General features: G+C 59.4%; 14 protein-coding genes and 3 pseudogenes. 8 read left to right on the top strand and 9 right to left on the bottom strand.

All coding sequences use genetic code 11. The features are described 5' to 3' along the window. The first annotated feature begins 17 nt into the window (after window positions 1-17). Window positions 18-1,274 carry a murein L,D-transpeptidase gene (locus JO965_RS40315; RefSeq protein WP_203447345.1) on the top strand — a complete coding sequence of 419 codons (1,257 nt, stop codon included), beginning with the start codon at window positions 18-20 and terminating at the stop codon, window positions 1,272-1,274. A gap of 140 nt (window positions 1,275-1,414) precedes the next feature. Here JO965_RS40315 and JO965_RS49810 read toward each other — a convergent pair whose 3' ends face one another. Then, the gene (locus JO965_RS49810) at window positions 1,415-1,489 is read right to left on the bottom strand and encodes a M23 family metallopeptidase (RefSeq protein WP_371827023.1); all 75 of its coding nucleotides are present in this window, start codon (window positions 1,487-1,489) and stop codon (window positions 1,415-1,417) included. A 1,282-nt stretch (window positions 1,490-2,771) separates the two neighbouring features. Further along, complete coding sequence (locus JO965_RS40305; protein ID WP_203447344.1) at window positions 2,772-4,745, bottom strand: heme lyase CcmF/NrfE family subunit; 1,974 nt, start codon at window positions 4,743-4,745, stop codon at window positions 2,772-2,774. A gap of 1,117 nt (window positions 4,746-5,862) precedes the next feature. Here JO965_RS40305 and JO965_RS40300 point away from each other — a divergent pair. From JO965_RS40300 to JO965_RS40285, 4 genes are all read left to right on the top strand, one after another. Continuing rightward, the gene (locus JO965_RS40300) at window positions 5,863-7,254 is read left to right on the top strand and encodes a fused MFS/spermidine synthase (protein WP_203447343.1); all 1,392 of its coding nucleotides are present in this window, start codon (window positions 5,863-5,865) and stop codon (window positions 7,252-7,254) included. Between the two features lie 288 nt (window positions 7,255-7,542). Next, window positions 7,543-7,788 (top strand): BrnA antitoxin family protein, encoded by a 246-nt coding sequence (locus tag JO965_RS40295; RefSeq protein WP_203447342.1) that lies wholly within the window; start codon window positions 7,543-7,545, stop codon window positions 7,786-7,788. 2,011 nt (window positions 7,789-9,799) lie between these two features. Next, a complete protein-coding gene (locus JO965_RS40290; RefSeq protein WP_203447341.1) occupies window positions 9,800-10,072 on the top strand; it encodes a hypothetical protein in 273 nt (90 codons plus the stop codon). Window positions 10,073-10,385: 313 nt separating this feature from the next. Next, a complete protein-coding gene (locus JO965_RS40285) occupies window positions 10,386-11,018 on the top strand; it encodes a helix-turn-helix transcriptional regulator (RefSeq protein ID WP_203447340.1) in 633 nt (210 codons plus the stop codon). Here JO965_RS40285 and JO965_RS40280 read toward each other — a convergent pair. The 3 genes and pseudogenes from JO965_RS40280 to JO965_RS49805 all read right to left on the bottom strand — a co-directional run bounded on the left by JO965_RS40280 (window position 10,958) and on the right by JO965_RS49805 (window position 13,342). Further along, window positions 10,958-11,443 (bottom strand): hypothetical protein, encoded by a 486-nt coding sequence (locus tag JO965_RS40280; protein WP_203447339.1) that lies wholly within the window; start codon window positions 11,441-11,443, stop codon window positions 10,958-10,960. The two genes, JO965_RS40285 and JO965_RS40280, sit on opposite strands and share 61 nt — an antisense overlap. 172 nt (window positions 11,444-11,615) lie before the next feature. Next, window positions 11,616-12,023 (bottom strand): hypothetical protein, encoded by a 408-nt coding sequence (locus JO965_RS40275; protein ID WP_246777251.1) that lies wholly within the window; start codon window positions 12,021-12,023, stop codon window positions 11,616-11,618. After that, a pseudogene (locus JO965_RS49805) lies at window positions 12,020-13,342 on the bottom strand (transposase). The gene JO965_RS40275 and the pseudogene JO965_RS49805 overlap by 4 nt, the downstream one beginning before the upstream one ends. Before the next feature lie 121 nt (window positions 13,343-13,463). Between JO965_RS49805 and JO965_RS40265 the strand changes: the two are divergent. Beyond that, entirely contained in the window at window positions 13,464-14,054 is a 591-nt protein-coding gene (locus JO965_RS40265; RefSeq protein ID WP_203447338.1) for a cysteine hydrolase family protein, read from the top strand. A gap of 204 nt (window positions 14,055-14,258) precedes the next feature. On the opposite strand, the gene JO965_RS40260 is transcribed toward JO965_RS40265, so the two are convergent. Then, window positions 14,259-15,389 (bottom strand): histidine kinase, encoded by a 1,131-nt coding sequence (locus tag JO965_RS40260; protein WP_203447337.1) that lies wholly within the window; start codon window positions 15,387-15,389, stop codon window positions 14,259-14,261. A 488-nt stretch (window positions 15,390-15,877) separates the two neighbouring features. Further along, window positions 15,878-16,048 (bottom strand): annotated as a pseudogene (locus JO965_RS40255) (DUF6766 family protein); the annotation flags it as partial. A 778-nt stretch (window positions 16,049-16,826) separates the two neighbouring features. Here JO965_RS40255 and JO965_RS40250 point away from each other — a divergent pair. Further along, window positions 16,827-17,114 (top strand): hypothetical protein, encoded by a 288-nt coding sequence (locus JO965_RS40250; RefSeq protein ID WP_203447336.1) that lies wholly within the window; start codon window positions 16,827-16,829, stop codon window positions 17,112-17,114. A gap of 211 nt (window positions 17,115-17,325) precedes the next feature. Here the strand turns inward: JO965_RS40250 and JO965_RS40245 are convergent. Continuing rightward, window positions 17,326-17,706 (bottom strand): annotated as a pseudogene (locus JO965_RS40245) (IS5/IS1182 family transposase); the annotation flags it as partial. A 46-nt stretch (window positions 17,707-17,752) separates the two neighbouring features. Continuing rightward, window positions 17,753-18,754 (bottom strand): DUF1624 domain-containing protein, encoded by a 1,002-nt coding sequence (locus tag JO965_RS40240; protein ID WP_203447334.1) that lies wholly within the window; start codon window positions 18,752-18,754, stop codon window positions 17,753-17,755. A 796-nt stretch (window positions 18,755-19,550) separates the two neighbouring features. On the opposite strand from JO965_RS40240, the gene JO965_RS40235 reads away from it, so the two are divergent. Continuing rightward, window positions 19,551-20,177 carry a DUF2243 domain-containing protein gene (locus JO965_RS40235; protein ID WP_203447333.1) on the top strand — a complete coding sequence of 209 codons (627 nt, stop codon included), beginning with the start codon at window positions 19,551-19,553 and terminating at the stop codon, window positions 20,175-20,177. The last annotated feature ends 432 nt before the right edge of the window (window positions 20,178-20,609 follow it).

Genomic DNA, 20,609 nt, shown 5'->3' with positions numbered 1-20,609 from the left:
GGGAAGAGCCTGCGCGCATGTTGTCTCGCCGTACCCTCCTGACCGGATCGCTCGCCCTGATCTTCACGCCGGCTACCGTCGCGCTGGCCCAGAGCCAGGCCGAGTGGTCGCAGAACTACGAGGCGGTCTCCCGCACCCGCGTGCAACGGACCTCGACCCCGATGCTGTCCCCGGACGCGCTCGCCGCCACCGAGCAGATGATCGAGTACTACCGCAACATCGCCGCTCGCGGCGGCTGGCAACCGGTCCAGGGCGTCCAGGGTCTGCGCGTGGGCTCGAAAAGCCCGGCCGTCATCGCCCTGCGCCAGCGCCTCATCATCACCGGCGATCTCGATCAATCCGCCGGCGAATCGCCGATCTACGATTCTTACGTCGAGGCCGGCGTGCGCCGCTTCCAGGCCCGTCATGGCATCAGCTCCACGGGCACGGTGACGGCTCCGACGGTCGCTGCCATGAACGTGCCGGCCGATGTCCGCATCCGCCAGCTCGAGATCAACCTGGGCCGCCTACGCACCCTCGTGAGCGGGTTGGGCAACAAGTACGTGGTCGCCAACATCCCCGCTGCTCTCGTCGAGACGGTGGAGGGCGGCATGGTGCACACCCGCCACGCCGCCGGCGTCGGCAAGATCGACCGTCAGTCGCCCATCATCAATGTTAAAATCACGGAAGTGAACTTCAATCCGTTCTGGACGGTTCCAGCTTCGATCATTCGGAAAGATCTGATTCCGAAGATGCAAAAGGAACCCAACTATCTGACCGAGAACAAAATCCGGATTATTAACGGTCAGGGTCAGGAGATTAGACCTGAGCAGGTCAATTGGAACTCAAACGAAGCCACCCGCTATATGTTCAAGCAAGATCCCGGCGGTGAGATCAACTCGATGGGCTTCGTGCGCATTAACATGCCGAACAAGGATGGAGTCTACATGCACGACACGCCCTCCAAGGGCATCTTCGGCGACGATTTCCGCTTCGTGTCGTCCGGCTGCATCCGGGTACAGAACGTGCGCGACTACATCGAGTGGCTCCTGAAGGACACCCCCGGCTGGAGCCGCGAGCAGATCGACGCCACCTTCAAGTCCGGCGACCGCATTGATGCTAGACTCGTGCAGGCGATCAACGTCTACTGGGTCTACATCACGGCCTGGGCGACCCCGGACGGCCTCGTGCAGTTCCGCGACGACATCTACAACAAGGACGGCCTCGGCAACGCCATCCCGGTCGCAAGCCGCACCCCGACCGAGCCGGACCAGGAGATGTTCCTGCAAAACTAGAGGAGAGTTGGCCTGTTGAGCAGTGTCTTGATCTGCTCTCGCTCCTGCTCAAACTGGGCGAGCAAGCTTCCGGAGAGCTCGCTCTCCCGGCCGACCCATATCTTCATTGCATCGATGAAGCGGCCATTGACGAGAACCTCTTAGTGCAGGTGTGGTCCCGTTGAAAGGCCGGTGTTTCCCATATACGCGATCACCTGACCCTGCCGCACCTTCACACCGGCAGCAATGCCATCAATGCCTCTCTCCTAGGACGATGACACGCACAATTTGCGTAGGGTCGCCGAGGCGTGGCTCCGGCCCCATCAGGATGCGGAGTCGCTGTCCCTCGGAATAGGTTGCAACGTTGATGCGGCCGGCCAGTGCGGCTGTGATCGCCGAGATTTCGTCCGGATCGGCTCCATAGGTACGCAGGAACGCTTCCAGGGTTTCTCCTTTGGCGAGCGCAACATCCCGCTCCTCGCCGAGCGAGTGAGGGCTTTCTGCTCGGTCGTCGGCAGATTGGAGAGGTTCTCCGGAACGACCCGAACCTCAATCGTGCTGAAGGGGTCATCCATAAGGCCGGCATAGCCGAGAGCGTTGCCAAGTCCACCTGACTGCCGCAGAGCCCGCGAGAGCATTTGCTGCGCCGGGATCGGAATGGAGGCTCGGTGGGCCCGTCTCGGACAAGAGACGTCGCTCCTCCTCCAGAGCTGCGAGCACATCATCATCATCGGTGAGGGTTGACGCGCTTGCCTCAACAGTCACCGAAGCGAGGTCGCGTCTTACGATCGACACGTCAGCGTCCGCAACCTCAGGTGCTGGTTCAACCAAACTTTCACCGCTCTCCTCAGCGAACTAGCGGGTTGGATTGAAAGGAGGGATACCTGTCACGGAGGTCCCAGTACTCAGCGTCAGGTCGGTCGCCATGCGAACGAACTGACGGACTTTGATCACCTCGCAGTTACCTACGCGTATCGTCATCGGAGCGCCAAAGCTGCTTTTTGCAGATGCTGTCGCCTTCGTGCGACGTTCACTGGTTTGGCACCCTGCGCCACATTACGCATTGTACCCGGAACCCATGGCTTCGCTGGCGCAGGCCTGGTGGTTGATCTGTCGAGGGCGACGTAGATGGAGGCTCCGATCAAGCCTCCGCCCATAAGGCCGATGAGCAGATTAGCTCTGAGCCACCGACGATTAACGCTCCGCCGGGAAAGATCCCAGGAATTGATCTCGCCTCTCTCTTTAGGACCAGTGCTGGCTCGCTCCCCAGAGTTCGGGCAGCGTCAGAAAACCTGCAGAACAAGGCTTAATCTGCTCGAACAGGGTCGTGTCTCTTTGGGAATCGCGCACTCATTCAAGAAGACGGATCAACTGAAAGTCCACATGACCTGAGGCTCTGCAGGTCGTCTGCATAGCCGTCGCTCACGAGAGACACAAGGTAAGAGAGAGGAGTTCAATAGCGCCTCGCAGGTGACGGCGCAACGTGGTCAAATGTGGCGTCAGGGCATGCCGCGGCATCTACTCTGCCGGAGCAGGTACCATCCTCGTCCGCACTGCTGCTCCAATACGAAAGCGCCGATCAGTCAATGATAGGACGCCGCCTACGGCCATAACGATAGCGCCAAGCCAGATGAGCAGGATCAGAGGTTTGTAGTAAAGCCGAATACCGATTGAGCCATCCGCCTGCACGTCCCCTAGACTGATGTAGATTTGGCTGAGCCCGGTTGTGAGAATGCCGGCTTCCGTCGTCGGCATGCTCCGGGCCAAGTAGACGCGCTTCATCGTCTCAACAGTGCCAATAGTCCGATCAGCCTGAAGGACGGTCAGCAATGCCACATCCTCGCGGTAATTAGGGCCCGTCCTCGGCTGGACACTCTCCAGACGCGCCTCATATGACGCTACTCCGACCCGCTCACCCGGACGCATCGTCGCAATAGTCTCAGTGCTCCAAGCGGTCGCGGCGATGCCAATCACAGTGACGCCAACGCCGGCATGAGCGACCACCATGCCCCAGGTGGATCGGGGCAGGCCAGTGGCCTTGCGCAACGTAATGCTGATGCGCTGATTGCGCTTCCAGGACCGTGTCACGATCTCATTGACAGAGCCAAAGATCAGATATGCCCCGATACCGACGCCGAGTGGCGCCGCGACGGGCCCTTCGACGGTCAGGGAAAGAAGGATCAAAGTGGCAAGCAGCGCAAGGCCGAACACCACGAAGAGGCGCTGGGCCGTACCGAGGAAGTCGCCTCGCTTCCACGCCAAGGTTTGACCGAGTGGCACAAGCAACAGAAGCGGAACCATAAGCGGCACGAAGGTCAAATTGAAGAAGGGCGGCCCGACCGAGATCTTCTCGCCCGTAAGGGCCTCCAATGCCAGTGGATAGAGCGTGCCGATGAAGACAGTGGCGCAGGCGGCTGCCAGGAAGAGATTGTTCATCACAAGCGCCCCTTCTCGGGACACTGGCGCGAACAATCCACCCTGTCGCAGGAGTGGGGCACGCCACGCAAACAGAGCAAGAGATCCGCCAATAAAGACAATGAGAATAGCGAGAATAAAGACGCCACGCGCGGGATCAACGGCGAAGGAGTGCACCGAGGTCAGGATGCCGGATCGCACTAGGAACGTGCCGAGCAGGGACAATGAAAACGTCAGGATGGCGAGCAGGATGGTCCACACTTTGAGGGCGTCGCGACGCTCCATCACGACGGTTGAGTGCAGGAGGGCCGTCCCGGCGAGCCAGGGCATGAAGGATGCGTTCTCCACCGGATCCCAGAACCACCATCCACCCCAGCCGAGCTCGTAATAGGCCCAGTACGAGCCCATGGCGATGCCGAGCGTCAGGAAGATCCAAGCCCCGAGAGTCCAGGGGCGGACGACTCGCGCCCAGATCGCATCGATGCGTCCGCCGATCAGGGCTGCCACGGCGAAGGCGAACGAAATCGAGAATCCCACATATCCGAGGTAGAGAAGCGGCGGATGGACCGCGAGGCCGAAATCCTGCAGCAATGGATTAAGGTCCTGCCCCTCAAGAGGAGCTGGGTTCACCCGCGTGAACGGATTTGATACGGTGATCAGGTAAAGCAGAAACGCCAAGGTGATCGAAGCTTGAACCGCAAGTGTGTTGGCCCGCAGCCGGTGCGGTACCGCATCCCTTGCCATCGCCAGAATGGCTCCGAACAGGGTCAGGATTAGAACCCAGAGAAGCATTGATCCTTCATGATTTCCCCATACACCCGAGATTTTGTAGATCATCGGCTTACTGGAGTGAGAGTTTGCGACCACGTTCAGAATCGAGAAGTCGGAGGTGACATAGGCAACCGTTAGTGCGAGAAAAGCGAAGGCAACACAGCCCAGAACAGCCAAGGCTGTCACTGGCGCAACCCCCATCAGAGCAGGATCATTGGCCCGCGCACCCCAGAGAGGTACGATGAGCTGGATCAAAGACAAGCTCAGCGCCAACGCAAGTGCATAATGTCCGGCTTCAATGAGCATCTGTCATCCCCCGCCTATGATCAGGGTTAGGACCATACCCGATCGCTAGTAAATCCGGCTGGATTCAGCAGCCGCACAGTCAATTTTGCTCGATCTTCGTTCTTCAAGCGTACTCGCAGAGAAGAAGATCCGGAAGGTAATTGTTATTCCACTGTCGACAGCCCTCAGTTGAATGCCCCCGCAGCTCCGGCCTCGCAGGCTTTCCATGAACATGACCGCTTATGGCTGGGGCGACATGCATCCCGATGCGTTGAGCGACCGCAGTGATCGGCATCTACGGACTGGGCTTTCTCACGGTTGTCCCTCTGTGCGTACGTGGTCTGTTGGTTCGAGGCGAACTCTTCCCGTCGCCAAACTCTCGCGGGTCTGAGCGTTCGCGGAGATCCTGCTTAGAGGAATTTGGACTCCCAGCACACAGCGCCTGGAATCATAGAGTGGGCGTACCAGCCAATACCGTGCTCGGCTCGTGCAGGCAAACATCCGGCAGGGTCGCAGAACGCGGCAGGTAGGTCTTCCCTTTCTCGGCGGAAGCGAAAGCCGATGCGGTCGCAGAACTCACAGTCGCTGATCCAGAAAACATGCGCCGGCGAGCGCGCCACCTCTCGTCCGTCCGGAAGCCAAACCATCGGGCTGTTGTAGAGCTCGTGGAGGAAGCGCTCAGGGTTGCGCCGAAGTTGCAACAGCTGCTCGCGGCTAACATCCTGGTCCGTGTTGGGGACCAATCTCGCTTGAGACCGTCGGCGCAGAAGGGAGGCCACCCGAGACCCAGGCGGATGAGGGTGATGTCAGTCACGGACCGTTAAAACTGGCATCGCGTTAGGTGAAGAGCAACAGGATTACGCCGTCGCCTGCGTGCCGACTTCCACCACGTGTCCGGTCGGAACCGGGGAGTCACCTTATTCCGGCACATGAACCCTGAGGAAGCCTTGTGCCATGAAGAAGATGCGGTGTGCGGAAGGCCAGCGCCTGAACCGCTGGGTCGTCCATGGACTTCGTCTGTTGGGCAGATCGTGGCCGTACCCTGTATTGTGCACCCGGTGGGAGGACCTTAGTCTGCCCTACGTCCTACATGTGGTTTCGAACCCAGGGACTCCGTTCTCCTATGGCTTCTCCGCTCATGTTTTCTTCCCCGCTGTTACTCGCTGCAATCGCCATCGAGGGCTATGCCGTTCTCGCGGTGGAACTCCTCGCCATCCGTCAGCTCACCCCCTATGTGGGCAACGCGACCGACACGATTGCCATCGTCATTGCCGCGGTCCTGCTCCCCTTAGCTTTCGGCTACGAGGCTGGAGGGCGGGCCAGCTTCGCTCCCGGTGATGAGGCAGGCGTGCGCCGCCAACTCACCCGAAACCTCCTGATTTCCGCTCTCATTCTCAGCTTCGGGCTGTCCCATCCCTTTCTGGCCGCCTTCTTCCAGATCCTCGATAGCCTTGGTCTCACACATCGCCTGGTTCAGGCTGCCGTTCATGCCTCCCTGTTCCTGGTCTACCCAGTCTACCTTCTGGGCCAGACCATCCCGTTGGTCGCGTATTGCTCCACCGGCGCGAGCCTTCCGCGATCCACCGGGCTGATGCTCTTCCTGTCCACGTTCGGGTCGTTCCTGGGCTCCGTCGTGTCGACCCTCGTGTTCATGACCTTTTTCGGGGTCCACATCACAGTCGCCCTCACCCTCGGGCTTCTGGTGGTGCTCGCGGCGCTCATTGGCTGGCAGATGGAAGGCCACAACAGGCTGGTTCTCATAACCGCTGCGCTCGGCCTCTATATCGTTGCCATCAACAGCCCCGCGGCGGTGAGGGCCTATGGCATTGTGAGCAACAATCTCTACAGCGAGGTGCGGATCGTCGCCGATCCGGCGGAGGACAGCCGCCTCTTGGTCATCAACAACAGCCCGTCCTCGAAGATTGCGGCCCATCCGGAGCACCGTTTCGCATATTTGAAGTTCATCGAGAAGGAAGTCCTCAGGAGGCTCGATACGGATCGGCCTCACCGTATCCTCGTGATCGGGGCCGGAGGGTTCACCATCGGCCTGGAGGATCGCTTCCACGCCTACACCTATGTCGACATCGACCCTGCCCTGCAGCAGGTGAGTGAGGAGCATTTCCTGCGCCAACCTCTGTCTCCCAACAAGACCTTCGTGCCGGAATCCGCCCGGGCTTTCCTGCGCCGCAACACCCAGACCTATGATGTTGTTGTGCTTGATGCGTTCACGAACCGGATCAGCCTGCCGCCGGACCTGATCACCCGTGAAGCGTTTGCAGCCGTTCGGCAGGCGGTGGCGCCGGACGGTCAGGTCATCATGAACATCATCACCTCTCCAAGCTTCGCCGACCGGTTCAGCCGCAGCATCGATGCCACGGTCCGCAGCGTATTTCCCTTCGTCTCCCGCCAGGTCCTGCTCGAGACCAGGACCGGCAGTGTTGCGACTGTGCTCTATGTTGCGGGTCGCTCAGAAGGGCAACCGCACGACATCTACACGGATGACCAGAACCGCTCCTTTCTGGACTATTGAACCAGAAAATCATCGATGGAGTGCGGCTATGGTATCATTTGAGAAGGGCATAATATCAGTATGTTTTGCTTGTTCCTGATATCTCCGGAGAGTGAGCCGATGACTCCGTATTTTCGATGGCTTGAGCTGGTCGCTCGCACGGGCATAAATGGCTTTGCGTGCTCGATGTGACGAGATCCTTGCGGAACTTTGTGCGAGTAGCTCATTTGCCTCATCTCCGCAGCATCTAGGATGAGGCCCAAGGACTAGATTACAAGGCTCGTGGCAATCGGAGTGGAAGAGGAATCGATGTCGAGACCACCAGGAGGGCGGCGCCCGAGCGATCCATTTAAGGTTGCTGAGGCAGCCTTCAAGAAAGCCACGACGAAGCCTATTGAGGCGCCGCCGAAGACACCCTCTGTCCCCGGCATGAAGGAGACGGTCACCTTACGCATCGACCGCGACGTGCTCGACTTTTTCCAGGAGGACGGCCCGGGCTGGCAGGACCGTATTAACGCGGCTCTACGCAGGGCGGCCGGCAAGTCCGATGGCTGACGCTTCTCCCCAAGAAGACGGGGGCCCGGAGCACCGTGGCTACCCAGATCCGCCTCAGCAGACCGACCTTAAATGGATTGAGGCGCAGCTTGGTGCTGTTTGGACTCCAGTTGACCTACCGCCTCATCCAGCATGCACCTGGAGCCTATGATCTCCTCCTGAAGGGTGAGGTTATGCGTATTGTCGTGAGGAACGGCTTACGGCATCCTTCTATGTGAACTGCCCAAATGTTGGAGGATATGTCTCAAAATAAGAGGCCAGCTTCGATTACGGAGATCGAACACGACTTCACAATCTTGGAGGGGCTGTGCACCTGGCTCCGCAGCCCCAAAGTCAAGATCAACCGGCAAGAAAGTGACGCCTTCTGAGAGCAGTCTTTTGCCGCATGCTATCCTTGAAACCCGTCCCTCTGTCATGAGTTCAGTTTGCGACCACTGACATAACAGCCGATCAACGGCGATGGAGAGTAGCCTATGGGGGCCGAGGAAAGCCGACGGCGGAGTCGGCTGCCGAATCAAGACACGCCACACCTACCGCGGTACATCATCGAGCATATCGGACAGGTTCTGCGAAATCGCACCCGAGAGGATCTTCTCATACCGGTTCCCAGTGCGATGCTTGGCCTGTTGGGGACGATCGACCAGAGCACGACTTTGACGTCGTCGGAACGGCAGCGGTGAGTCTGAAAGGAGGTCCGACGAGGAGCCTGGGAAGGCAGTACATCCGTGCCTTTCCCAGGGCTCGCCGGCAGCTGTCGTTGCGAGGCAGCTGCCGGCGAGACTGAGCTGATTTGCTGACCAATGCAAGCGGCTCGAGGGAGGCGCGGCAGCTTGGCACACTCCCGCTGCCGGCCACCTGACACAGGTGCCATAACTCAAACGCCCCAGCTGAGGGGCTGTCTTAAACCTCAACCGGGGCGCCTGTGGCCCCAACTGAGAGGGTAGAGCTCTCAGCAATGGCGTGTGCGGTGCCGGTTACAACACCGCAGCCGGACCTTATCGTCGATCGAGTAAAGATACCCTTTCCGCCGAGTAGACAATTCTATCTGATCCTTGACAGTGATGGAGCCGGATACCACCATTCTCGAATTGGAATGCAGCGCCCATCCTCTAGGGTATCGAAACTGACAGTCCGCTAGCGGCATAGATTGGCCGAGCTTAGCCGGTACCCTCGACAAGCGGGCTTCGAAGCTCTTTCTTTGCGACTGTCATGCGCGGCTATTGAGCCAAGCGTAGTGAGCGCTTGTCCCTCCTAGGGTATATAGCTGCGCTGGGCGCTCATAGGCCTCGCTCGCATGCGAATGGCTTGTAGGATATTTGTCGCTACGGCAGCTTTAAGCAGACAAGAAGAGCTGTTACCCCTGCGATCGTGGCGGTCAGGATCAAGCCGCCGTCGACGAGCGCCTCTGAGGTCTTGATGCGATTCAGTAGCTGTGCAAGCACCGCCGGCTCGCTAGTGCCGCTAACATAGATTAGGGTTGAACGTGGCTCACAATGGTAGGAAGTCAACATTCCTGCGATCCGCGCCTCGCTACAAAGGTCAATTTCCTTGAGAGCGGGCAGAACTAATGATGCCACCTGGAAATCTCAAACTCTGGCTTGGGCTGTAAAAGACCTGCCATCTTGGCTACTCCTTCGTCCTTTTGACACGAGCTGCTGCCACTCAATTTCACTCGCCGCCTGCAACCAGAACTGAAACCCGTTTACTTCCTCCCGCACGGCAATAAAAGGCCTGCTGTCGGATGCAAGCGTAGCCGCGCCGCTCTCATACCTGATCAGGCACACAGCCTCGTATTCAACCGCCGAAAGACGGTCTTCACACTGACGTCTGGTGGGGCGCGCAAGGAAGCCGCGAATATAACTGACAAGGCGCTTCAATATGGCCGTGACCAGTCTTTATGGTATAGCCATAGGGAGATTGGGGCCAGGTGAATTCGTGCTGAACAGCGATAGATAATCAGATAGTGATCAGTTTGGATGCAGAAGTGCGGCATTGATGAGGAGCCGACAGGATGGCTCAATCTGAGGAGCTTAAAAGCCTTATTGTCGAAGCGATGCAACAGAAATGCCGCTTCAAGGACATCCTCAAGCGTATCATCAATCAACACCCTGATGCCACGGCGGCCGAGATTGCGATTGCCTTACGTCTTGCGGATCAAGAACGGTGGATGAAGGCAGGACAAGAACGTTCCGATATATCCCCTCTGGAGTCAGGTAACGTGGTGTTCCCTCGTCATTGGAAGACGATCCAACCACAGCATGATGATCTCACAGATGATCCGTAGAATAGGAATAGATCAGCCTATAAGACCGTTTTTTGGGGTGCAATCCGATACTATTCCGTCCCAAGTGCCGCCCCTCTTGGGCGGCTTTTTGAGGCTGCTCGTACCCCTCTGGATTGTAGGTCAGATTGTGCAACGTGTATTGGTGATGCTCATTTTTGGATCAAAGACCACGTTAAGGCCTTCTAGCGCATCGTGCGGAAAATTGGATCCGGTTTTCCGCGCCGAACGATGCGCCAGTTAAGAAAAGGAGCATCGGATCGATCCCAAAAGGGGAGTCACTTTCGGGTCCGATGCTCTAGCGAAGGTTAGTAGCATGTTATCTCACGAGCGCGTTTGGGCTGCTATCGATGCGTTGGCATCACGTCACGGCCTGACCGCATCCGGACTGGCTCTCAAGGCCGGTCTCGACGCGACCAGCTTCAATAAATCAAAGCGTGTGAGCCCGAAGGGCCGGAAGCGTTGGCCTTCCACGGAGTCGATCTCGAAAATCCTGAAAGCCACCGGTACCACCCTGGAGGAGTTCCTGCGTCTCGGCGAGCCTTCCGGCTCCTTGCGCCGTTCCATGATCCCGCTGATCGGCATGGAGGAGGCGGCCTCTGGCAAGGTCTTCAACGAAGAAGGCATGCCAAGCGGAGGTCCCGGCAGGGACGAGATCGAGTTTCCCAATTTCGGGCAGGAGATGGCTTTCGCCCTCGAGGTCACAGGCGATACCCTGGCCCCTCTCTATCGCGACGGCGATATCCTCATCGTCTCGCCGACCGCCAGCACCCGCAAGGGCGACCGGATCGTCGTCTGCACGACCAATGGGGAGATCCTGGCCAAGGAGCTCAAGCGCCGCTCGGCCAAGACTCTGGAGATGACATCCCTAGCCAAGGATCAGGAGGATCAGGTGATCCCGGCGGAAGAGGTCTCCTGGGCAGCCCGGATTATGTGGGCGCGGCAATAGCTCTTAGCGCATCGTGCGGATAAGTGGATCCGGTTTTCCGCACGACGCGCTAACGGCTCAAGATGCCGCCGATCTGGAGTTGTTGCCTTATTTCCAAGCTCACCTTCACCTAACGACTTACGCTTATCCAGCGCGTCCATGGGGCAGTAATGTAGCGGACTGAAAATCCTCGCTCCTTGGAGCGATCTTTCGATCTGCTGCAGCCAAGCTGTGATCTGGTGCAGGCGGTGGTTCAGGATCGTCTCTTTGATCAGAATAAGTTTGCTAAGCTTGAGCGGGTCGACGCTGAGGCGTTCCGCCCACTCCTCCAGAGCCGAGGCGTAGAGCTTCCCGACGAAGCGTGATGGATCATGCCCCCGGTTCTTCAAGGTCGCGAGTTCACTCAGCGCCTGCTTCAACAGCTTGAGGTCTACCAGCTTGAACACCTCTCAAGACCATCCGAAGCCTGCCTTCAGAAGGGCGGGCTGCCAAGAGGCTCAAAAGGTTGATTTCGTGACGTAGGGCAGTGCTGCTCGGGCTCACCCGAGTGAAGCCTGCACAGCATCCGAGATGGCTCCATTCTCGGCCCAAACCGGGTCCAGGTATGTCGTGGGCGGCTCAAGCCGCCACGAGGATCTCGTCGGCGGGTCCGAAGGACTCGTAGTGGATGCGGTTCGAACGAACCCCGGCCAGGGCCAAGCCACTCACGAAGGCGCGCAGGAACGGCCGCGGACCACACAGGTAATAGCCTGCCTCGCCCAGCGGCGTGTTGGCCTGCAACCAATCCACGGTGATCAGACCCTGCTGATCGTAATCTTGGCCCTGACGATCCTCCGGCCTTGGCTCGACATAGAAGGTCGTGGCCCGGATGTTGGAATGGGCCTGAGCCAGGGAGCGGACCCGCTCCTTCATGGCATGGGTCGAGCCGTTCAGCGTGCCGTGCACGTAATGGGTGGATTTGTTCGGGTACCGGGCCGCGATGGTCTGGACTTGCTTCGCTTTAGATACTGCTGGCGAACGCCTCATCCTGCAGTGGGAGCCATCATGAGCTTGGTAAATGCGGATTGACGGGTTTGCGCAAGTGGTGCGCCACCAATCCAAGCACCAATGTGGGCGAGGTTCATGGCAGCCGCCGTCAGCACGTGTTGCAGATGCGTTTTGGCAAGACCGATATAGCGCGAGCGCCGCAGATGCAGGACCCGGACGCCCGCCGAAATCGTTCCCTCGATGCCGGCGCGCTGTCGATACTCCTATGAGAAGGCAAGCTGCTCCTCGCGCTGGCGAGCCGCCTCCAGCATCTCGTGTTCCTCGCGTGGTCGTAGCGTGAGCAGTCGCCGCCCGCTTCGGGTACACTGTGTCTTCAAGGGACAGGGTCGACAATCTGTTGTCGAGAAGCGAACTTTGAGGGCGGTCCGTCTCTGGTGATAATCAGGGCCCCAGCTCTTGCTCTGATGCCCGGCCGGGCAGGTCGCCACTTCCCGATCCCAATCGAGGAGGAAGTCCTGCACCGTGAAGCCTTCTCCTGAACGGGCCTGCCACTGATAATCCTTGGGAGCCGGCCCGAGAAGCGTGATGCCTTTCTTCCGGCTGGCGACAAGCTGGTCAGCCGCAACATAACCGGCATCGGCCAGATGAGTATCGGGCAGCAGGCCCTTGGCTTCGAGCGCTGCATGGATGTCTTCGAGAGCGTCGCGATCAACGACGGGTGCCGGCGTGGTCTCCACATGCGTGATCAAGTGTGGTCCGCCCTCGTCGCATGTCTCGGTCAGATGCACCTTGTAGCCGATCCAGATCGTTGACTGCTTCTTGGCATAGTGCACCTCCGGATCGTAGGGCGAGGCGACCATCAGCAGGGAGGGCGGAAACCCCTCCTGATCCGTCCGCCACCGCACCAGAGGCGGATCCTCAGGTCGCGCGGGTGGAGCTTCGCTGATCAGGCAGAAGTTCTGAAGCCAGACCTGCCGCAGCAACTCAACCGCCGGGATGTGCCGCAGCCATATCGGTGCGCCAGGAGCTATGATAGCAGCAAGCACCTGATGACCATCGCGGCCGACCTGCTCGGCGTGGGCTCGCCGCTTCGCCTCGCCTTGCGGCACTTCATCATCGCCAGCCCGCCGGTCATAGCGCTCCAGCCAGGCAGGATCAGCCTCAGCACGCAGCCACTCGGGCGCTGCGGACGCCAAGGCATTCAGGGCGGCCCGTAGCGTCTCGGTGACACATTCGAGACGGTTGAGGGAGCGGACGGCCCCAAGCACATGGGTGGAGTCGGTGCGCTGCCGGCCCCGGGCACTGAGCAGCTTCAGGTCACGGCACGCGGACTGCTTCCACCTTGTGCCACGCCGCATACGTTGTAGTCAGCAGCGCCAAAACCCCAATTACTTGCTCCGCCGTCAAACCTCTGGCTCAAGCAGGGAACCGGGCCCATGTGGGGCCGTTGGCCTGCATCGACACCTTCCGTAGATTGACATGACGCCCCTCGGTCCCGGCACGCTTCACCTGTGCATTGATATGCAGCACCTCTTCTCTGTTGATGGGCCATGGCCGACGCCGTGGATGGAACGCGTCCTGCCCACCGTTGCCCAGATTGCTGAACGTGCTCCGGACCGCACCGTCTTCACGCGTTTCATCCCGCCCGAACGGCCTGAGGACATGCCAGGTACTTGGCGCCGTTATTACGAGCACTGGCGCGAGACGACCCGCGAGCACCTCGACCCTCGGCTTCTGGAGCTCATGCCGCCATTACAACGGCTCGTACCTCCTGCCACAGTTTTGGAAAAGCCAGTCTATTCGGCCTTTGCCGGCCACAAGCTGCGCGATCTCGTGAGAGAGCGAGGCATTGACACTCTCCTGATCACCGGCTCTGAGACTGACATGTGCGTTCTCGCCACCGTGCTTGGCGCTGTCGATCTGGGGCTACGTGTTTTGATTGTAACAGACGGCGTTTGCAGCTCGTCCGACCAAGGTCATGATGACCTTTTGACACTCTACTCAACGCGCTACAGCTATCAGATTGAAACCGTCAGCAGCGAGATCGTGTTGGCCCAATGGCCATCATAAGCACTCTGTTCATCCGTCCATCCATCTCGGGGGCACATGATGAATTCTGAGAAGTCGATTTGAGGCACATCAGAATCCCCTGCCCTCTAAGAAGGCGCGGCGTTGCCGACTTGAACAGACATTCGCGTTGCTTCTGAGAAGTGCCAACTCCCGACATTGATCGCCGTGACAGCAGCCTTCAAGAGATCGCTGGGCACCAATCTTTCAGTTTGGAGACGCAGAAGGATCCTGATCAGTCGTGATCCGCTCACTTAACCCGAGTGGCAGAGTGGCCACGACCATCGTTCCTCGGGCGTCACTCAAGAGCCGCAGGCAGCCGCCGAACCGCAGCAGGCGAGCGCGCATGCCGGTGACGCCGACCCCGAGCAGCGCACCATCCTCAGCTGCCTTCCGGACGCCGCGGGACAGCCCGCAGCCATCATCGAGAATCCGCAGTTTCATGGTAGTTGCCCCAAACCGCAGGTCGATCATCACCCGCGAAGCGGCCGCATGCCGGTAGGCATTGGTCAGGGCTTCCTGGATGACCCGAAGAAGTGAGCGCTGGATATCAAAGGGAAGGTTTTTGGTCGTTTCCGGCATGCATACGGATGTTTCCAGGCCCGTCCGGCGTGCGAAACCTGCCGCAAAATCCCGCACGGTTCCGGCAAGGCCGCCGTGCTCCAAGCCTGGCGGGTGCAGCAGATAGGTGAAGGTACGGAGTTCCCTGGCGGCCTCCTCTACCGAGTCTGCAGCCTCGTCGAGCACCTTTTGGCCCTCGCCGGGGATGAGATACTGTTGCAGCCGCATGAGGTGGAGCCCGGCTGCGACGAGGTGCTGAGCCGTCGAGTCGTGCAGCTCCTCGGCGATCCTTTGCCGCTCCTCGTCCTGGAGATTCAGGAGACGCCCGGAGAGTTCGTCCAGGGCCGCCGTGGCGGCACGACGCTCCGTGACGTCGGTGAAGAACACACTCAGGCCTTCCGCCGAGGGGCTGACCTGGAGATCGAGCCAGCGGCCGGGCCGGAGGCCGGACATCACCTCGCGCCGGATCCGGCGGCGCTCCTGCATACCCTCCCGGATGACAAGGCTGCACTCGGCATAAGGATTGCACAGGTCCCAGAGGCATGCGCCCACGACCTGGTCCGGATTGGATCCAACCCAGTCTACCGCCGCCTCGTTGAGATCGGTGATGCGATACGCCGGGTTCAGCGTGAAATAGCAATCGCTGACACTGGCCAGAACAGATCTGAGCCGCTCACTCGCACCGTCGACGTCTCCTGGAGCAGCTTTCGTGCTGCCGCGCAGGCCACGCCACAGCCATTTTTCTAATGCGTTCCGCGACCAGGACAAGTCACCCATGGCTCAGCTCCAGGACGAATGAACAACTGGATGACGGGATTTCCGCAGCGCGTCGTCGGGCAAGCGCGGCGAGGCGATCCGTATCTGCCGGCTCGACAGTGTAACATGGATTAATATGAGCCGGGTTGGCGCGGTCGCTGGCGGGCGTGTTCGTGCCCGCTCAAAGGGCTGATCAAACATTGGTGGGCTAGGTCAAATTATGCCTTCCTCAGGCTGCGAAGGTCCCGCGCGGTAGGACCCGGATGCTACCAGTTCTCACCAAACAAGGGGAACATCAGCCTAGCGTTGGATGCCCTAACCCACGGCGCTGTTGGTGGCTGTTCTTTGTCACTCCTCGCCGGAGTTTTGACCCGTCAGCAGGTCCGCATTCTGCCTGCGATGGAAAGCACCGTACTATCGTCCGGGCGGCAAAGCTGGCGCCAGCGAGGAATGCTCCTTGCAGAATGGGGCAGCCCAGCAGATGGGGCTAGCATCACGACCCGCCAGTGCTAAGTGGTGGCGTGGGGAGCGGCTACTGGCTTCGACCCTGGCGATCCCCTCTCCCGAAGGTAGACGCCCAGCACCAGCAGTATTGCAATCGACAGGAACTCGCTCTGCCAGTTCTGGAAGCTCTCATACCAGAACTCGGGATCGACCATTGTCTGCGCTGGCTGCCCATGCCACGGGCGCGCGAAGGTATGTGTCCAAATCCTGTTCGGCGGACGAACTTTTGCTGGCCGCAAGAAGCACGGCTATCGGAGGGACTTACGTATCACAAAGTTTTGCAAGCGGGTTCGTCAAAGTACTGCGAGACCCTTCCACGCGTAAGATCGCCATACCGGCTCTGAAGCTGAGCGCTCGCGAAGATCAGATCGCCCGTCTTCTGCTTGACGGCAGAACCTTTCGCTTCAGAGCAAGTGGCTCCCACAGCAGCGATCAGAGATACGTGACCGGTGCTGGATCGTATCACTCATGACGTTCCTTCCCCACGGCAGGATCAATTAGCTAAGCCACCTAGGGATTTTCTCGGTGGCCCCCTATGCCATTCCGCTTCGGCCGCCAAATCACCGTTCGTGCAGCAAAGTGCAGTCAGGCCTCCATTATCTCGGATTGCTCCTGGGACTTTGAGCATGATGTCGCAGTAGTGCCCTTGGCCTTCTTTGTTCCTTGCCTGAACCTGGGATTGCCTTCATGTCTGAGACTTCGGTCGATGGGCTGATTCCCAAACAATAAGTTACGCAAATGTGCAAATGGATGTCGGGGCGTCACGACGGTGATGTAGTCGAGAGAGATCTCGCGCGGGCAAAGTCACTGCTCATTCGGCTTCGCGCTAAAATAGACAAAGGGGGCTATAGGAAGGCTCAGGCCTATGGACGTGCATTGGTGCATGTTGCGAACCTTCTATCCGGATATCTCGGTGTCCCTGCGGGCGATGCATTGCTCGCACGCGGGATGAGGTTGGACGATCTCAATGATACCTTCGGAGATCTCCAACGCAGTGCGGCGCGTTGCCAAACTTTCCTGAATGAGACGGCGCCGGCAGGTGAGATCGCCGACAGTTTGGCAACGGCCTGTTCCATTCTGGCGGATCTCTACCGTATGCGTTTCCATGCGTTGAAAGCTTCCCAGCCTCAGAGGGCTGAAGCCGCAGATCTCGCTAAGAGACTGTCTCATGTGATTGAAGCCCTTATTTATTCAGACAGGCCGATGAAACAGGCTCGTAAGGATAGCCGGCCGGCGGCATAATGAAATCTGTGCGCGGATGGCCTCGACACAGGCACTTTGGATGATTCAATGGCATTGATAGCTGCTGCTGGAGCATCCATGGCACGCTGTTAGATTGGTCAGGAGCCCTTCACGATTGTCTCAGACCCATGTCTCAGCACTCGCCCCTAGACCGTTTGTCGGAGCTGATTAACTAATTCGGCGTCCGTGAAGAATGGTTTGATGGCTCCAGTCAGGCGGGTTGGTGTGATGGGTCACGGCCAACCCACATCAGGATCAGGACACGCATCAGTGCTGCCAGCCACCGCCGCAGGAGCGAGAAGTGGTACCCGACCACCGCCCGGGCGGCATTGATGCGGTCGTCGTCCCGGCACCTCAGATGGTTGCAGCCCATGCGGTGTTCGGCTTTCAGGTGCCCGATCACAGGTTTGATCGCCGCTCGCCGCTTCATCTCGCGCCTCAGGGCGGCTGGCGTCTGGCGCACCTGACCGGAGATCCAGACCTGGAACCGGTTCGGGTGATTGTGCCCGCGATAGCCTCTGTCGACATGGGGGACCTCAACTCCGATCGTCACCGCCACATCAGCCATCACTGCCGCGAGCGTATGGCCGTCAATTGCGTGGGGCGTTTGCTTTTACATCCATGGGCCGAGATTACCGTTAGTCTGGGGCGGCGCCAGGAGGTGGGTGCTGGGCAGCGCCAAAGCAAACTCTGACGGTCTGGTTGATCCGTCTCTGCTGGTCGGGTGTGAGTTGCGGGCGCTCGATAAGGCTCCAAAGCCCAGCCTTCTTGAGCTCGCGGGCCGAGCACTCACAAGACGTCCGGCACGCGACCTCACTCTCCGCGTTGCGTGCGCAACTGGCCTGGCATGCCTGGAGGAACGATGCATCCAGATTGGCAGCTCTTGGGGGCCATACCCATGCGATGGGATAAAGAATTCCGAGCAGGATTGGTTGGTGAACGAGGTAGATCACAAGGCTCTGCCGCCCGGCCCTGGTGAGCAACCGGACGAGACCGCCCTGTGGTTGCCAGGACAGCTTTTCAATCATCCCGAATGTCAGCAGGGCTCGGCCGATCACAATCCCCAGAACCACTAGTCCGAACCAGGGAAAGAGGGGCTCGAAATCATTGGACGGCGGCACATCGGTGCCAAGACCGATCCAGGCGAGCCAGCGCTCGTTGAAGGCCGGCGAGCGGAAGTGCCCTGGAAGCGCGAAAACTGACCCCGCAACGATCAGGAGCATCCAGGTCGGGACGAGAAGGAAAGGCAATGCCAAGATGCTGAACAATGCGATGGCATGAAGAATGCCGAAGTAGATGAAGGTTTGGGGAAAGGTCAGAAGCGTTGTGGCCGTTATCGCCACGGCAGCGCCGGTGAGAATGCCGATGCGCCTCCAAAACGCAGGCCATCGGATGCCTTGGTGGTGGGCGAGGACAAGGCTGACACCTGCGAGGCCAACGAAGCTTCCGGCCAGCACACGGGCGAAGACGCTCCACGCGAGATCCCGGCCGACATCGATACTGATGAACCCCAGAAAGGCGAGGTCCCACGCGAGATGGTAGATGGCGACACCGATGATCGCGAGGCCGCGGATCAGGTCGATGAGGATGAGGCGCTGACTGATCTTTTGCTTAGGTTGAGGATTCTCAGTCAGGCGCACGCCAAATTCCCGCTCAGCACATATGCTTCTATTCCCTTAACGGGTGCGGACGGCCCGCCGCAAGGCAGTAGTGTGGTGAAGGTTCTAAATCGCCTGAGCGGGAGCCATCCATCCTATCGTCATCGCGAACTACTCTTGCTCTGATCCCATGTGGGAATTGCCAGTCCCTGCACCAAGCCACGGTGCCGACCGGTAGTCAGTTGTTTGCTAGGCAGGTGAAGCGCGTGCTCCGGCGGGCCTAACGCATTTCATGCTCAGTTACCGATCCCGCGAGATAGCAATGCGTTGTCAGAGATCGGCCGTGGCAGCATCTCAAGCCAGGCGTTCCGCAGGGGTGACATGAGACATGAACGAGAGTTTCTCGCCAGTGATTTTTCTGTACGGCATGGCCCTGGTCGGGGCCGTGGGCAAGGCGTTCACGCTGCTGATCTGGGGGACCCTGGCGAGGCCGCGGCCACCTCTACGGCAAGAGGTGATTGAAGCTTGGCGCCGGCGGAGGACACACACTCGAACAGCGACTGACAAACGCCGAACTCCGCCTCCGAGCGACTGACGCCTTCGCAGGGCCCTCGGTGTTCGGTTCGAAGCTATGAAGGAGTATGAGCTCCTGCACCGCAGCCCCATCCCAAGTGAGCAGCCCTATCCCAAGTGAGTGGTATTACGCTTTCAAATGATCCTTTGAAACATTTGGCCGGGGTCATGGGTTTAGGTTCCATGGAGCCGTCCCCGGGGCAGACTGATCCGCCATGCCTTCTCGGGCTTTGTGGACTGACCTGATTTCTGCCGAGGCTAAACAGTGACACGTGTCGAAACCAGTGGCCGTCATCGGTGGTCGGGCTACCTTCTGGGCTTCGCGTTCGGCGGCTTCTTCGATGGGATTCTCCTTCACCAGATCCTCCAGTGGCATCACCTCCTGAGTACCATCAACTCGGAAGACATTCGATTTCAGGTGGCAGCCGATGGCTACTTCCATGCCCTGATGTATGTCATCGCTGCCATTGGCCTCTGGATGCTCTGGGCATCGAGGACCGAGCCGGATCGCCCCTCAGGCCGGCTGCTGTTCGCCACTATCCTGATCGGGTTCGGCGTGTGGCACGTGGTCGACAGCGTCCTGTCGCATTGGCTGCTCGGCATCCATCGCATCCGCGTGGACAGCGGCAGCCCGCTCTTCTGGGACCTGCTGTGGTTCGGCTTATTCGGAATCCTGCCTTCAGCCATAGGCTGGATGATAGGGCGGACAGGCGACGATGATGGAATGCAGATGTCCCGCTCTCCGGCCGTTGCGCGGTCGCTCGTAGCGCTGTTCGTCATCGGAGTGGGAGCTCAGGCCCTGCGGCCGCTGCAGGGATTCGAGATCCTTCCTGCGACCTCGGATGAAATCTGGACCGATCGTCCGACTGGAGGCTGCCGACGGCCTCGATGACGGCTGATGTCGTATCGGACCGTGCCGCAGCCGTCTCGACGGGGATGGCGGTAGACTTCCCGGAGCGGGGAGCGGAAGCGGTGGCCTGAGGAGCCTGCCCAGTTCCGAGCCGTTCCGCCACGAACTACCTGGCTCCGGCCACGTACCGGCCGTCGAGCATGAATGCGTCTGCGGCCCCGAGTGCAATCAGCACAGCGCATGCCTTGGTCGACGTCTTCATGGATACTCCGGGATTGTTCGGGGAAATGGCTAAGGTGTTCTCTATAGGATTGCCCACACGGGTAGTTCGTTCAAATGAACATTCCGTAATCCTGCCTGCCCGAAACAGGGGCGACTTCGTTGCAGCAACTTATTTGGGCGCGGAAGGTAGCCCCAGGTCTCACAGCTGGCGGCTGCGCCGAATGTACAGGTGAGCCCTGCGGGCTGGCTAGA

The organism is Microvirga sp. VF16, from assembly GCF_016864375.1.
Taxonomy (GTDB): Bacteria; Pseudomonadota; Alphaproteobacteria; order Rhizobiales; family Beijerinckiaceae; genus Microvirga.
This window is presented reverse-complemented; position numbering and strand designations above follow the sequence as displayed.

Coding starts and splice junctions, on each gene's coding strand:
- JO965_RS40315 (WP_203447345.1), top strand. CDS start 18: ATGTTGTCTCGCCGTACCCTCCTGACCGGATCGCTCGCCCTGATCTTC.
- JO965_RS40305 (WP_203447344.1), bottom strand. CDS start 4,745: ATGCTCATTGAAGCCGGACATTATGCACTTGCGTTGGCGCTGAGCTTG.
- JO965_RS40300 (WP_203447343.1), top strand. CDS start 5,863: ATGTTTTCTTCCCCGCTGTTACTCGCTGCAATCGCCATCGAGGGCTAT.
- JO965_RS40295 (WP_203447342.1), top strand. CDS start 7,543: ATGTCGAGACCACCAGGAGGGCGGCGCCCGAGCGATCCATTTAAGGTT.
- JO965_RS40290 (WP_203447341.1), top strand. CDS start 9,800: ATGGCTCAATCTGAGGAGCTTAAAAGCCTTATTGTCGAAGCGATGCAA.
- JO965_RS40285 (WP_203447340.1), top strand. CDS start 10,386: ATGTTATCTCACGAGCGCGTTTGGGCTGCTATCGATGCGTTGGCATCA.
- JO965_RS40275 (WP_246777251.1), bottom strand. CDS start 12,023: ATGAGGCGTTCGCCAGCAGTATCTAAAGCGAAGCAAGTCCAGACCATC.
- JO965_RS40265 (WP_203447338.1), top strand. CDS start 13,464: ATGACGCCCCTCGGTCCCGGCACGCTTCACCTGTGCATTGATATGCAG.
- JO965_RS40260 (WP_203447337.1), bottom strand. CDS start 15,389: ATGGGTGACTTGTCCTGGTCGCGGAACGCATTAGAAAAATGGCTGTGG.